Here is a 12,222-nt window from a genome sequence, read left to right as displayed (position 1 = left end):
CTCCTGGGATGAAGTATGAAAGCTTTCAGACCGGCTATTCTACGCTATTGCGACTTCGTTGGGGCGCTCGGGTCATCTTTGCCGGGCACCGTGTAGGTGGGGCGCTGCGCCGGAAATTGCGTGGTAACGGGCCACATGTCCGTGATGGCATCGCCCTGCTGGAAGCGCGCCTGCTGTGCGGGCGTCGGTGGTTTGGGCCCATATTGCGGCGGCGGGGCCGGCAGATTGTGGCGCGGGGCGAAGGGAGACAGGGGTACGCGGGGAATGCGGGCGCGCTGCGCCAGGCGGGTGGCGCGCGCGAAGGAGAACGTGCCCAGGCGCTTGAAGGCGGTGTAGGGGCGGAAGTACTGCGGGCGGCGCAGGCGGCGGGCGACTCGCTCGCCGAAGACGACGCCGGCGGCAAGTGCACCGGCGATGGCGAGGGCGCTGGCCAGGTTGGTCAGGCCGGTGATGAGCTGCTCGTTGAGCATGGCGTACATGCCGCGGTACAACGTCAGGCCTGGAAGCATGGGCGTATAGCCCACGATCATAGTGATGAGTGGCGGCATCATGTAGCGACGGGAGAGTAGGCCGCCGGCCAAGCCCACCGCTGCGGCAGAAATGCCCGAGGCAATGACGGCCCCGACGCCCAAGAAGACGACGAGGAAGTAGTAGAACACCATACCGGCGGCGGCCGTGAGACCGGAGATGGTGACCTCGGACCAGGAGGCTCCCAGCGCCAGCGCAAAGGCGGCGGAGCCGATGCCGCCGCACAGTACGAGCAGTGGGATTTGGTGATAGACGGGCGGGGCGAGCGTGGCTAGTGGGGGAAGGCTAAAGCCCAACCACGACGCCACCTGGATACCCAGGCCCACGCCGGCGATGATGGCGCCGGTGGACATGAGAGCCTCAAAGAACTTCGCGGACGAGGTCACGGGTGCGCGGGTGATGCCGTCCACGAGGCACTGTACGAGCGTTAGTCCCGCCACCAGCACGACGATGCCGGAACCGATGATTTGGGAGGGTAGCATCTGGATGCCAAATCGCGCGAAAACGTTGTAGAGGATGGCCGCGGGAATGACGGCAAGCAGGCCGCCGACAAGGTTCTGATAGAACGGCGGCAGCCGGTAGCCGGCGAGGAACATATTCGTGCCCATGATGAGTGCCGAAATGAGGAAGGTGACAACACCGACGAGAAGGTCACCGCCCAGCATCACGGCGATGAATCCACCCATGGCACCCCACGCGCTGACGATGGTGGTCTTGGAATAGGGGTTCTTCATCGCATCGATGTCATCCAAGATCTTCTCCGCCATTGCCGGTGGCGTAGCACCGGAATGGATGGAGCGGATGAGCCTGTCAACGGCGGATAGTTTGGTGAAATCCACGGCGATGCTCGGCGCCACGCGGAAGACGTGGAGGTTGTGCCGATCCGGCCCTGTGCCGATGGCGGTGTGGATAGTGATGGTGTTCATCAGGATCGACACGTGGCAGTAGTGCAGGCCATAGGAGGATGCGACGAGGTGAATCTGTGCCTGCACGTCGGTATTGGCTGAGCCCGCTGCAATCAGGATTTCGCCGACGCGCGCGGCGATCTCCATGACGCCGGTGACCTGGGCCGGATCGGTGAGATCAACAGGGGCGAGCGGGGAGGGCGGCGGTGCGGCCTTAGCGGCGTCGATGGTGGCGACCGGAGCCGACCGGTATAGCAGGCGCTGGCGCAAGGAAGAAAGAACAGACACGGAAAAGAAAGACCTCAACAACACTTCTGGGTTCGGTAAGTCAGCACTTTAGTAACTGCCGCGGATTTATGCACCTGCCAGTGCTTTTCGGGCCCCTGACGGCCGCTTTTTCGCAGTGCAACCACCCTGGCTTTCCGTCCATGGGGTGGGCTCAGGTACGATTCCCCATAGCGGATGAGCCGCGGTGCTGGAGTGGCGCAATTGGTAGCGCAACGCACTTGTAATGCGTAGGTTGCGAGTTCAAGTCTCGTCTCCAGCTCAAAAGGGCCTTTTTCAAGGCCCTTTCTCTCTTTTCGGGCCTATTCGGCGAGGTGGCCCAAGGCGACGTCGATAAGCGCGCGGCGCCTTTGCGGCGGTAGGGGGCGGTCGGTGAGGTGATCGTGGACCCACAGGCCGTCGGCGATGATTGAAGCCAGCACGACGGATTCATCCTCCGAGGCAGGATCGGGGAGCCAGCGCCTGTCGACGTCCCTCCACACCTTCTGGAAGTCCGGATGGGACTGTGAGTGGATGGACATGAGCAATTCAATGAGCGGGTCATTCTTTCCCATGGACTCCAGCGCGGCACGGTAGCGCTGGCGCGGGCTCAGCTGGTCTGCCGTCTTGCCGTCGGAGAGACCGACGAGCTCTTCCTCCCAGCGCTCCGCGCAGAGCTTGTGGCAGTCAATGAGCAGCTCGTGGCGGGTGGGGAAGTGGTAGATGAGCCCAGACTTACTCATGCCTGTGGCGGTGGCCAGGGAATCGTAGGTCAGCGCGTGAACGCCATCCTCTTCGATGATGGCGAGCGCTTTTTCGAGCGCCTCGACCTTTTTACTAACGCGGGGCATCGGCACCTCCTGAGGTTGGATTGCTGCGGAAGCACCAGCCGGTGACCGCGGCAAAAATGAGCATGACTACGCCGAGCCCAGCGGCGGTGGCTAGGTAGGCGTCGTTATACGCGGCGCCGGCGGCCTCCGCGAGTGCGGGGTTGTGGAGTGCTTCCATGCCTAAGTCCTGGATGTCCTCGGGCAGTCCGCTCTTGTAGAGCATTGGCAGCACTGATCCAGTGACCGCAATCGACAGCAGTGTGCCAAACTCATAGGACACTTCCTCCACACCCGCGGCCATGCCGGAGCGTGACGCAGGAGCGGCACCGATGATGGCAGTGGAGGACACCGACATCACGAACCCCGCGCCGAGGCCAGTGATGAACAGACCAGCCAGGTATGCGGGGAAGACCTCGTGCGTGCCGCCCCACACCACGCCGCCAATGCCCGCTGCCATGGCGAGGAAGCCGCCAGCGATGATGGGCAAGAAACCCCAGCGGTGCAGGTTAGCCCCGCCCAGCGCGGACATCGGCAGCGCCGCAATCGCGATGAGGGAAATGATGAGCCCAGCGTGCAGCGGGGAGTAGAGGTCCACCAACTGCAGCTTCTGCGTGGTGGTCATTTCCAGCCCTGCCATGCCAAACATGGCGCCGGCTGCGGCCAACACGCCGCCGCTGAAGATGGGCGAGCGGAAGATATCGAAGGTGAGAAGCGGCTCCTTCAGTTTGTGCTGGCGGCGAGTGAAGAGGATGGCACCGATGAGACAGGCAGCCAGCGCGCCGCCAATAAGCATGGCGTTGAGATGGGAGCTGGCGACAGACTTGATGACGAGCACCAGCGAAGCCAGCGTGATCAGCGCGTAAAGGGAAGACAAGAAATCCCACTGCTTCGCCGGGTTCGCCACATTAGGCGGGGCGAGGAAGGCGGTGAGGATGAGCGCGATGATGACGATGGGCACGTTGACCAAAAAGACCGATCCCCACCAGAAATGCTCGAGCAAGAAGCCGCCTACCGTGGGGCCCGCCGCCGCGCCGACGACGGCGATGGAGCCCCAAATGCCGATGGCGGTGTTGCGCTCAATCTCATCCTCAAAGGTCAGACGAATCAGCGCCAGGGTAGCGGGCATCATGATGGACGCACCGAGGCCTAAAAAGGCGCGAGCGGCGACGAGCTCCCACGCGCCGGGGGCGAGTGCGGCGGCCAGCGAAGCGATGCCGAAGACCCACAGGCCGATGACGAACATGCGGCGGTGACCGATCTTGTCACCTAACGTGCCGGTGCCTAGGAGGAGGCCAGCGAGCATGAGCGCGTAGGCGTTGATGATCCACAGCTGCTGCAGCGAGGTGGCGTGCAACTGCTCGGAGAGCTCCGGCAGGGCAGTGTAAAGGATCGAGTTGTCCAGGCCGATCATGAGCAGACCCAGGGAGACGACACTGAAGAAGGTCCACCGGCGGGTCGCTGAGGTGCTTAAGGCCTCTGCGGAGGCTTTCGTGTGAACGTCTGTCATGCTGCGAAACTATAGCGAACGGTCGTTACAGTTTCAAAGGCTTGAATGTTGACTTGTTGTTAAAGTCACAAAACCCGCGTGACGTGAGAAGGTAGCTTTATGGTGGCGAAACGCGCCCGGTCAGGGGAACACTGGGGATCGTTAGCGACAAACGTTAGAGAGGTAAAACATGGCACGCAATTACGCCACACAGCTCGTGGAAACTCTGGAGGCCCAGGGTGTCAAACGCATTTATGGCCTCGTCGGTGATTCCCTCAACCCCATCGTGGATGCAGTGCGGAAGTCCTCCATCGAGTGGGTGCACGTCCGCAACGAAGAGGCCGCGGCTTTCGCCGCGGAGGCTGATTCCCTCACCACCGGAAACCTCGCAGTGTGCGCCGCTTCCTGCGGTCCGGGAAACACGCACCTTATTCAGGGGCTTTACGACGCCCACCGCAACGGCGCCAAGGTCCTCGCCCTGGCCAGCCACATTCCTTCCCGCCAGATCGGCTCGACGTTCTTCCAGGAAACCCACCCAGAGGCCATCTTCCAGGAGTGCTCCGGCTACTGCGAGATGGTCAACTCCGCTGACCAAGGCGCCGTGGTTCTGCACCACGCCATCCAGAGCACCATGGCGGGCAAGGGTGTGTCCGTCCTCGTCATCCCGGGCGATGTATCCACGCAGGAAGCAGAAGAAGATACCTTCACCTCCTCCGTTATTTCCTCCGGCCGCCCGGTTGTCTTCCCAGACCCGGCAGAGGCCGCCGCGCTCACCCAGGCCATCAATGAGGCCAAGACCGTCACCCTCTTCGTTGGCGCCGGTGTAAAGAATGCCCGCGAGCAGGTCCTCGCACTCGCCGAAAAGATCAAGGCACCCATCGGCCACGCCTTGGGCGGCAAGATGTACATCCAGTACGACAACCCCTTCGACGTCGGCATGTCCGGCCTGCTCGGCTACGGCGCGGCCCACGAGGCTACCCACGAGGCAGACCTGCTCATCCTGCTGGGCACGGACTTCCCCTATAACGACTTCCTGCCGGATGCCAACGTGGCCCAGGTCGACATCGATGGCTCCCACATTGGCCGCCGCACCCGCATCAAGTACCCGGTGACGGGCGATGTCGCCGCCACCATCGAGAACATCCTGCCGCACGTCGATGAAAAGAAGGACCGCTCCTTCCTCGACAAGATGCTCAAGAAGCACTACGACAAGCTGCATCACGTCGTTGAGGCCTACACCTCCGGCGTCGAGAAGCACACGCCGATCCACCCGGAGTACATCGCCGACCTCATTGACCAGCAGGCCGATGAAGACGCCATCTTCACCGTCGATACCGGTATGTGCAACGTGTGGGGCGCGCGCTACATTACTGCGAACGGCAAGCGCGAGCAGATCGGTTCCTTCCGCCACGGCACCATGGCCAACGCCCTGCCGATGGCCATCGGTGCGCAGGCAGCGCACCCGGACCGCCAGGTCATCACCTTCTCCGGCGACGGTGGGCTGTCCATGCTCATGGGCGAGCTGCTCACGGTGAAGCTGCACAACCTGCCGGTGAAGATGTTCGTGTTCAACAACTCTTCCCTCGGCATGGTCAAGTTGGAGATGCTGGTCCAGGGCCTGCCGGAGCATGAGACCGACCACGAGCACGTCAACTACGCCAAGATTGCGGAGGGTGCGGGCATCAAGCACTTCCGCATCGAGGATCCGAAGGATGCGCCGCGCCTCATCAAGGAGGCCTTGGCCTACGATGGGCCTGCGCTTATCGACGTCGTCACCGACCCCAACGCCCTCTCCCTGCCGCCCACACTGACCTTTGAGCAGCTGCTCGGATTCTCCAAGGCGGCAACCCGCACCGTCTTCGGTGGTGGCGTGGGCCAGATGCTCTCCATGGCGAAGTCCAACCTGCGCAATATTCCGCGCCCGCAGGACTTTTAATGTGTCGGCGTTAAGCGCCGCACATTAAAAGGGACCCACACCCTGCGGTTCCACCCCGCGAAAGCGTTATGCCTTCGCGGGGTCTTTGACTGGGATGAGGACCAGCGCGCCGACGAGCAGGACCAGCCCAATGGCGAGCACGCCTCCCCGATCTCCCTGCCCGAGCAGGGAAACGAAGACGCCAAAGAGGAAGGGCGTCAACCACGCCACGGCTCGGCCGGTCGTGGCGTAGAGGCCAAACATCTCGCCTTCGCGCCCCGGCGGGGCCACACGCGCCAAGAAGCCGCGGGCGGAGGCCTGGGCCGGTCCGACGCAGAGACACAGGATGAGCCCGCAGATCCAGAAGGCCGTCGGCCCCTGCGCCACAAACATGATCCCGGCCATGAGCGTCAAGATGGCCAGGCAGGTGAGGATGATGGCTTTGGGGCCCACGTGGTCGTCGATCAGCCCGCCGACCACCGCGCCCAGCGCGGCCGCAACGTTGGCGGCAACACCGAAGATGAGGACGTCGCCAGGCGAAAGCCCATAGACGGATACGCCCAGCACGGCCCCGAAGCTAAACACCGCGGACAGGCCATCGCGGAAGATGGCAGAAGCAAAGAGGAACGCAAAGGCATTGCGGTCCTCCCGCCACAGCGTTCGCACCGTGCGCCACAGCTCGCGGTAAGACTCCGCCACACCGCCCGTCGATTCACCCGACGGCGCAATCTCCGGCACGCGCAGCAACACGGGGATGGCAGACAGCCCAAACCACGCCGCCGAAAGCAGTGCCACGAGCCGAATATTCCAGCCACCCTCCGTGGACAGCCCCAGTCCGCCGCCCTCGCCGGAGACGAAGCCGAAGTAGCAGATGAGCAGCAGTACGATGCCGCCGAAATAGCCTGCCGACCAGCCCAGGCCGGATACGCGGCCCACTCTGTCCTCGGTGGCCACCTGGTTGAGTTGGGCAAAGTAGTTGACCTCCGCGAATTGGATGGTCACCGAACCTACCGCTAGGCCGATGAGGCCGAGCCAGAAATACGCGGGCGCATCATTGCGGATGAAGAACAGGCTGGCCATGACCAGGAAGGTCAGCAGCGACCAGAAACCCAGCGCGCGCCGCCGCGTGCCCAACCGGTCCGAGCGCTGCCCCATCACGGGGGTCACCGCAAAGATCACCAGGCCCGCCACCGTCATGGACCACGACAGCCACTGCGCCGGGGTGAACTGCGAGTCAATCTGCTGGCCCACCGAGTCGGTGAGGTAGACCGAGAAAATAAACGTCACGAGCACCGCGTTGAAGGCGGCCGAACCCCAGTCCCACAGGGCCCAGGCAGCCACGGTGAGGCGGTCAGTGCGTGTCGAGGCTTGCGTCATGCTTCATTATCGTAGGCAAAAACACCTGCCGAGTGGATGGAGTTGCACTTAACGCGACGTCAACTTTTAGGCTCAACGACATGCGTAACGACTACAGCATCGGCGATGTGGCCGGCATTTTGAAAGTCACCACCCGCACCCTGCGGCACTGGGATGACATCGGCCTGCTTAGCCCCCAGTGGCGCACCGGGGGCGATCACCGCCTCTACACCGAAGACGATGTGCAACGCGGGATGGACATCCTGATTTATCGCAGCGTGGGAATTGAGCTGAAGGACATCGCAGTGCTTCTCGACGCCCCTTCCGCAGCCACCCTGGCCCGCCTCCGCGCCCAACACGAGGCCTTGCAGAAGCGGCGAGCCGACGTCGACGCCATGTTGTACGCAGTGGAAAGACTAATTGAGGAGACTGAAATGGATAAGAACCTAAGCCCCAGCCAAAAAGTGCGGAACCTGGGTGACGCATGGCCCCAACTGCAGGAAGAAGCCCACGAGAAGTGGGGAGACAGCAAAGAATGGGCGGCCAGTGCGGCCGTCGCAGATTCGATGGGAAAGAAGGACTGGGAGGAATTCTCAGTGGACCATGAGAACTTTGCGGCCGAGCTAGAGGAGGCCGCGGACGCAGGACTTGAACCGGGCGGCGAGGAGGCGAAGGTAATCGTCGACAAGCACCGCGCCCTCATCGCCCAGTGGTACCCGGTGTCGAGGTCCAAGCAGGTGATCCTGGCGCGCATGTACTGCGAGGACCCGCGGTTTAACGAGACCTACCGCGGTAATGCCGACTATTTGCGTCAGCTGATTGAGGCGCAAGCGCAGGCGGAAGGGGTGGATCTGGACAATCTCGCCTGGGACTAGTCGGTTCACAGCGCACGTACAGACTCCGCTCAGTACCCTTGGAAGCCAGAGTGCAATACTTCTCACCTTGAATGAGATATCCCTGGCGCCACCAGGCGTTAAGAGAAGCGGAGAAAGGACCAAAGCGGGACCATGGATGATTCGAAGGACGTCAAGGTACTTGTCGTCGATGACGAGCCCAATATCGTTGAGTTGCTCACCGTCTCCCTAAAGTTTCAAGGTTTCGACGTACACAGCGCCAACTCCGGCAACGAGGCCCTGCGCATCGCGCGTGAGATCAATCCAGACGCTTACATCATGGACGTCATGATGCCGGGCATGGACGGCTTTGAGCTGCTGGGCAAGCTACGCGCAGAGGGCCTCGACGGCCCCGTGCTCTACCTGACCGCCAAGGACAGCGTGGACCAGCGCATCCATGGCTTGACCATTGGCGCGGATGATTACGTCACCAAGCCCTTCAGCCTGGAAGAGGTCATCACCCGCCTGCGCGTGATTCTGCGCCGCGGTAACGCGGTGGATGACCAGGACGGCGACGCCACCATGACCTATGCCGACCTCACCCTCAACGATGACACCCACGAGGTCACCAAGGCGGGGGAGATCGTGGAGCTTTCGCCCACCGAGTTCAACCTGCTGCGCTACCTCATGCAGAACCGCGAGGTCGTGCTGTCCAAGTCTAAGATCCTGGATAATGTCTGGCACTACGACTTCGGCGGCGACGGCAACGTGGTGGAGTCTTATATTTCTTACCTACGCCGCAAAATTGATACCGGCGATACACCGCTTATTCACACCGTCCGCGGTGTCGGTTACGTGCTGCGCATGCCGCGCTCGTAGGCTCATCCACTATGAGCGAACCCACCGCGAATATTCAGGCCCCACAATCTGGGGTGACGCTGGTGCGGGATAAAGCCCCGCGCCGGCGTATGCAGCGCCCCAAAGCGTTGCCCCTGCGCACGTGGCTACTTGTCCTCATGGTGCTGGTATCGGGGCTTGGCCTGGCCATGTCCTCCCTGGCGGTGTCGTCGATCATGCGCAACGTGCTCTACACCCGAGTGGACACCGAGCTTAACGACGCCCACAGCTCCTGGGCCAGCAACCTCGACGAGTCCTTTTATATGCCGCAGGACGGAAGCCGCCGACCCCCGACGGACTATGTGGCGCTGGCGTACTATCCCGATGGTTCCGTGGTGACCACGCGGCCGATGGCCGCGTTGCCCGATGCGCGCAACGTGATCGTCGGCGGGGAACCCACTACCGTGCGCTCGATTCAGGGCGAGACCGAATGGCGGGCCGTGGCCAAGCTCCAACCGGATGGTTCCGTGGTGGTCGTCGCCAAAGACATGACGACGGAAAACTCCATCCTGAAAGGGTTGGCGATTGTCCAGGTGATCATCGCGGCCTTGGTCATGCTGATCATCGCGCTGGTGGGCATGTGGCTGATCCACCGGGCTCTGCGGCCGCTGCGTGTGGTCGAGAAAACGGCTTCCCAGATCGCGGCGGGCAACTTGGACAAGCGCGTGCCGGAGTGGCCGCTGCACACTGAAGTGGGGCAGCTTGCCGCAGCGCTCAACGTCATGCTGGGGCAGCTGCAGAATTCCGTCGTCGATGCGCAGGAAAAAGAACAGCAAATGCGCCGCTTCGTCGGCGATGCCTCCCACGAGCTGCGCACGCCGCTGACCAGCCTGCGCGGCTACACGGAGCTGTACCGCTCGGGGGCTACCCAGGACGCGGGGTTTGTCTTCAGCAAGATCGATGCCGAGTCTAAGCGGATGTCGTTGCTCGTGGAGGATCTGCTGGCCCTGACGCGCGCGGAGGGCTCACGCCTGGACATGCGCGAGGTTGACATGCTGGAGCTCGTGCTCTCTGTGGGCTCTTCGGCGCGGGCGGCTTTTGCGGGCCGCACCATCAACGTCAATAATGAGGCCTCCGGGATTCCGATGGTCAACGGTGACGCGGACCGCCTGCACCAGGTGTTGCTCAACTTGGTATCCAACGGTATCCGCCACGGCGGCGAGGAGGCGTCGGTGACGCTGACCTTGCGCGACGACGAGGAGCACGTGTTTATCGACGTCGCCGATGACGGCAAGGGCATCTCCCCCGAAGACGCGGCCCATATCTTTGAGCGCTTCTACCGTGCAGACACCTCGCGCACCCGCGATACGGGTGGCTCGGGCTTAGGCTTGGCCATTGTGAAGTCCCTAGTGGAGCAGCACGGCGGTTCAATCTCCGTGGATTCGGAGCTGGGCAGCGGCTCGGTGTTTACCGTCCAGCTGCCCAAGGCGGCAGCTAGTGCCTAGCTGCCGAAAGGTAGCAGTCAGCTCTTAGCTGTCGCGGCGGCCATCCTCGTCCGTGCCGAGGTGCTGGCGGATGCGCGCGGCGGCCTCGTCCATGGCGGCGGGGTCGGTGGCGTCGGCAGCGAAGGCCTTGGCGAAGTCGTAGTCTTCCATCTTCTCGGTGGGGAAGAGGTGGATGTGGGTATGGGGAACGTCGAAGCCGGCGATGATGTAGCCCGTACGCGGGGTATCGAAGGCCGTCTTGATGGCGCCACCGATCTCTAGAGCGATCTCGTTGAGGTGTGCCCAGGTTTCTGAATCGAGGTCAGTCCACTTATCGACCTCCTCGACCGGCACCACCAAGGTGTGGCCATAACGCAGCGGCTCGATGGACAAAAACGCCACGCACTTCTCGTCGCGGTACACAAAGCGAGCAGGCAGCTCGCCCTCGATGATCTTTGTAAATACGGAAGACATGGCCCCTAGGCTACCGCCAGTTAAGATAGACGGCATGCGCATTCTCGTTATTGGCTCGGGCGGCCGCGAACACGCCCTGCTCACTGGCCTTAAATCTGATCCCTCTGTTACCGATTTGCACATCGCACCGGGTTCCCCGGCACATGCCAAGCAAGCCACCATTCACCCGGAGTATTCCCAGGTGGACGATCCTGCGCGTATGACGGAGCTGGCGGTTGATATTGACGCGGATCTGGTCGTCATCGGCCCGGAGGTACCGCTGGTGAAAGGCGTGGCGGATGCTTTGCGCGAGCGCGGCATTGCGGTCTTCGGGCCGTCGGCAAGCGCGGCACAGATCGAGGGATCCAAAGCCTTCGCCAAGGATGTCATGGCGGCCGCCGGCGTGCGCACCGCCCGCGCGGAGCAGCTCGCCCCCGGTGCCACCGATGCGGACATCGAGGCCGCCCTCGACCGCTTCGGCCCACACTTCGTGGTTAAGGACGACGGCTTGGCCGGCGGCAAGGGCGTGGTGGTGACCGAGTCTCGCGAGGCAGCCCGCGCGCACGTCGATGCCGTTCATGCTGCCGGCAACCCAGTGCTGCTCGAGTCCTTCCTCGACGGCCCGGAGGTCTCCTTGTTCTGCTTGGTGGACGGCGAGACCGTCGTCCCGCTGCTCCCGGCGCAGGACCATAAGCGCGCCTATGACAACGATGAAGGCCCCAACACCGGCGGCATGGGCGCCTACACCCCGCTGCCGTGGCTGCCTGCCGACGGCGTCCAGCGCATCGTCGACGAAGTCTGCGTGCCCGTGGCTAAGGAAATGGTCAAGCGCGGCACCCCGTACTCTGGCTTGCTGTACGCCGGCCTGGCGTGGGGCAAGGAAGGCCCAGCCGTGGTGGAATTCAATGCCCGCTTCGGTGACCCGGAAACGCAGGCGGTGCTCGCTTTGCTGAAGTCTCCGCTGGGTGAGGTTTTGAGCGCCACCGCTACCGGACAGCTAGCGGAGCTGGCGCCGCTGGAGTGGGAAGACGGCTATGCCGTCACCGTGGTGCTGGCTGCCGAGGGCTACCCGGCTTCGCCGCGCAAGGGCGACCCGATTGCCTCGCCGGATCTTGATGATCCCACCCGGGTTCTGCACGCCGGTACCACCACGGGGGAGGGCGGCTACGTCTCCAACGGTGGTCGCGTCCTCAACGTTCTCGGTCGCGGTGCCACCCTCGCTGATGCCCGCGCAGCCGCCTACGAGGTTCTCGGCGGCATCGAGCTGGAGGGCAGCTTCTTCCGCACGGACATTGCACTGCCGGCGGAGAAGGGGCAGATTAGCATCTAAT

10 protein-coding genes and 1 tRNA gene are annotated in these 12,222 nt (G+C 63.0%); 6 read left to right on the top strand and 5 right to left on the bottom strand.

The window, feature by feature from the left end; translation table 11 throughout:
- Positions 1–44: 44 nt before the first annotated feature.
- Positions 45–1,721, bottom strand: coding sequence for a threonine/serine exporter ThrE (locus HMPREF2932_RS02015; RefSeq protein ID WP_046649278.1), 1,677 nt, complete (start codon positions 1,719–1,721; stop codon positions 45–47).
- A 186-nt stretch (positions 1,722–1,907) separates the two neighbouring features.
- Here HMPREF2932_RS02015 and HMPREF2932_RS02010 point away from each other — a divergent pair.
- Positions 1,908–1,980: transfer RNA gene (locus HMPREF2932_RS02010), tRNA-Thr, on the top strand.
- A 40-nt stretch (positions 1,981–2,020) separates the two neighbouring features.
- On the opposite strand, the gene HMPREF2932_RS02005 is transcribed toward HMPREF2932_RS02010, so the two are convergent.
- On the bottom strand, positions 2,021–2,548 hold the full coding sequence (locus HMPREF2932_RS02005) for a TetR/AcrR family transcriptional regulator (protein ID WP_070511059.1): 528 nt from the start codon (positions 2,546–2,548) through the stop codon (positions 2,021–2,023).
- Positions 2,535–4,034, bottom strand: a complete 1,500-nt coding sequence (locus HMPREF2932_RS02000) for an MFS transporter (protein WP_071409480.1) — start codon at positions 4,032–4,034, stop codon at positions 2,535–2,537. The genes HMPREF2932_RS02005 and HMPREF2932_RS02000 overlap by 14 nt, the downstream gene beginning before the upstream one ends.
- 169 nt (positions 4,035–4,203) lie before the next feature.
- Between HMPREF2932_RS02000 and HMPREF2932_RS01995 the strand changes: the two genes are divergently transcribed.
- Positions 4,204–5,949 (top strand): pyruvate dehydrogenase, encoded by a 1,746-nt coding sequence (locus HMPREF2932_RS01995; RefSeq protein WP_071409479.1) that lies wholly within the window; start codon positions 4,204–4,206, stop codon positions 5,947–5,949.
- A 66-nt stretch (positions 5,950–6,015) separates the two neighbouring features.
- Here HMPREF2932_RS01995 and HMPREF2932_RS01990 read toward each other — a convergent pair whose 3' ends face one another.
- A complete protein-coding gene (locus HMPREF2932_RS01990; RefSeq protein WP_071409478.1) occupies positions 6,016–7,305 on the bottom strand; it encodes an MFS transporter in 1,290 nt (429 codons plus the stop codon).
- 80 nt (positions 7,306–7,385) lie between these two features.
- Between HMPREF2932_RS01990 and HMPREF2932_RS01985 the strand changes: the two genes are divergently transcribed.
- The 3 genes from HMPREF2932_RS01985 (at position 7,386) to HMPREF2932_RS01975 (ending at position 10,459) form a co-directional block, all read left to right on the top strand.
- Positions 7,386–8,159 carry a MerR family transcriptional regulator gene (locus HMPREF2932_RS01985; RefSeq protein ID WP_070546752.1) on the top strand — a complete coding sequence of 258 codons (774 nt, stop codon included), beginning with the start codon at positions 7,386–7,388 and terminating at the stop codon, positions 8,157–8,159.
- Positions 8,160–8,291: 132 nt separating this feature from the next.
- Positions 8,292–8,996 carry a response regulator transcription factor gene (locus HMPREF2932_RS01980; RefSeq protein ID WP_046649284.1) on the top strand — a complete coding sequence of 235 codons (705 nt, stop codon included), beginning with the start codon at positions 8,292–8,294 and terminating at the stop codon, positions 8,994–8,996.
- A gap of 11 nt (positions 8,997–9,007) precedes the next feature.
- Positions 9,008–10,459, top strand: coding sequence for a sensor histidine kinase (locus HMPREF2932_RS01975; RefSeq protein ID WP_071409477.1), 1,452 nt, complete (start codon positions 9,008–9,010; stop codon positions 10,457–10,459).
- A gap of 24 nt (positions 10,460–10,483) precedes the next feature.
- Here HMPREF2932_RS01975 and HMPREF2932_RS01970 read toward each other — a convergent pair whose 3' ends face one another.
- Positions 10,484–10,912: an HIT family protein gene (locus HMPREF2932_RS01970; protein ID WP_046649286.1), complete on the bottom strand. Its 429-nt coding sequence runs from the start codon at positions 10,910–10,912 to the stop codon at positions 10,484–10,486.
- A 34-nt stretch (positions 10,913–10,946) separates the two neighbouring features.
- Here HMPREF2932_RS01970 and purD point away from each other — a divergent pair, with 34 nt between their 5' ends.
- Positions 10,947–12,221: a phosphoribosylamine--glycine ligase gene (gene purD / locus HMPREF2932_RS01965; protein ID WP_070515832.1), complete on the top strand. Its 1,275-nt coding sequence runs from the start codon at positions 10,947–10,949 to the stop codon at positions 12,219–12,221.
- Position 12,222: the final 1 nt, after the last annotated feature.

Origin of the sequence: Corynebacterium sp. HMSC074H12 (assembly GCF_001813755.1) — a bacterium.
In the GTDB taxonomy this organism is placed as follows: Bacteria; Actinomycetota; Actinomycetes; order Mycobacteriales; family Mycobacteriaceae; genus Corynebacterium; species Corynebacterium hiratae.
This window is presented reverse-complemented; position numbering and strand designations above follow the sequence as displayed.

Coding starts and splice junctions, on each gene's coding strand:
- HMPREF2932_RS01975 (WP_071409477.1), top strand. CDS start 9,008: ATGAGCGAACCCACCGCGAATATTCAGGCCCCACAATCTGGGGTGACG.
- HMPREF2932_RS02000 (WP_071409480.1), bottom strand. CDS start 4,034: ATGACAGACGTTCACACGAAAGCCTCCGCAGAGGCCTTAAGCACCTCA.
- HMPREF2932_RS02005 (WP_070511059.1), bottom strand. CDS start 2,548: ATGCCCCGCGTTAGTAAAAAGGTCGAGGCGCTCGAAAAAGCGCTCGCC.
- HMPREF2932_RS01985 (WP_070546752.1), top strand. CDS start 7,386: ATGCGTAACGACTACAGCATCGGCGATGTGGCCGGCATTTTGAAAGTC.
- HMPREF2932_RS01980 (WP_046649284.1), top strand. CDS start 8,292: ATGGATGATTCGAAGGACGTCAAGGTACTTGTCGTCGATGACGAGCCC.
- HMPREF2932_RS01970 (WP_046649286.1), bottom strand. CDS start 10,912: ATGTCTTCCGTATTTACAAAGATCATCGAGGGCGAGCTGCCTGCTCGC.
- HMPREF2932_RS01990 (WP_071409478.1), bottom strand. CDS start 7,305: ATGACGCAAGCCTCGACACGCACTGACCGCCTCACCGTGGCTGCCTGG.
- HMPREF2932_RS01995 (WP_071409479.1), top strand. CDS start 4,204: ATGGCACGCAATTACGCCACACAGCTCGTGGAAACTCTGGAGGCCCAG.
- purD (WP_070515832.1), top strand. CDS start 10,947: ATGCGCATTCTCGTTATTGGCTCGGGCGGCCGCGAACACGCCCTGCTC.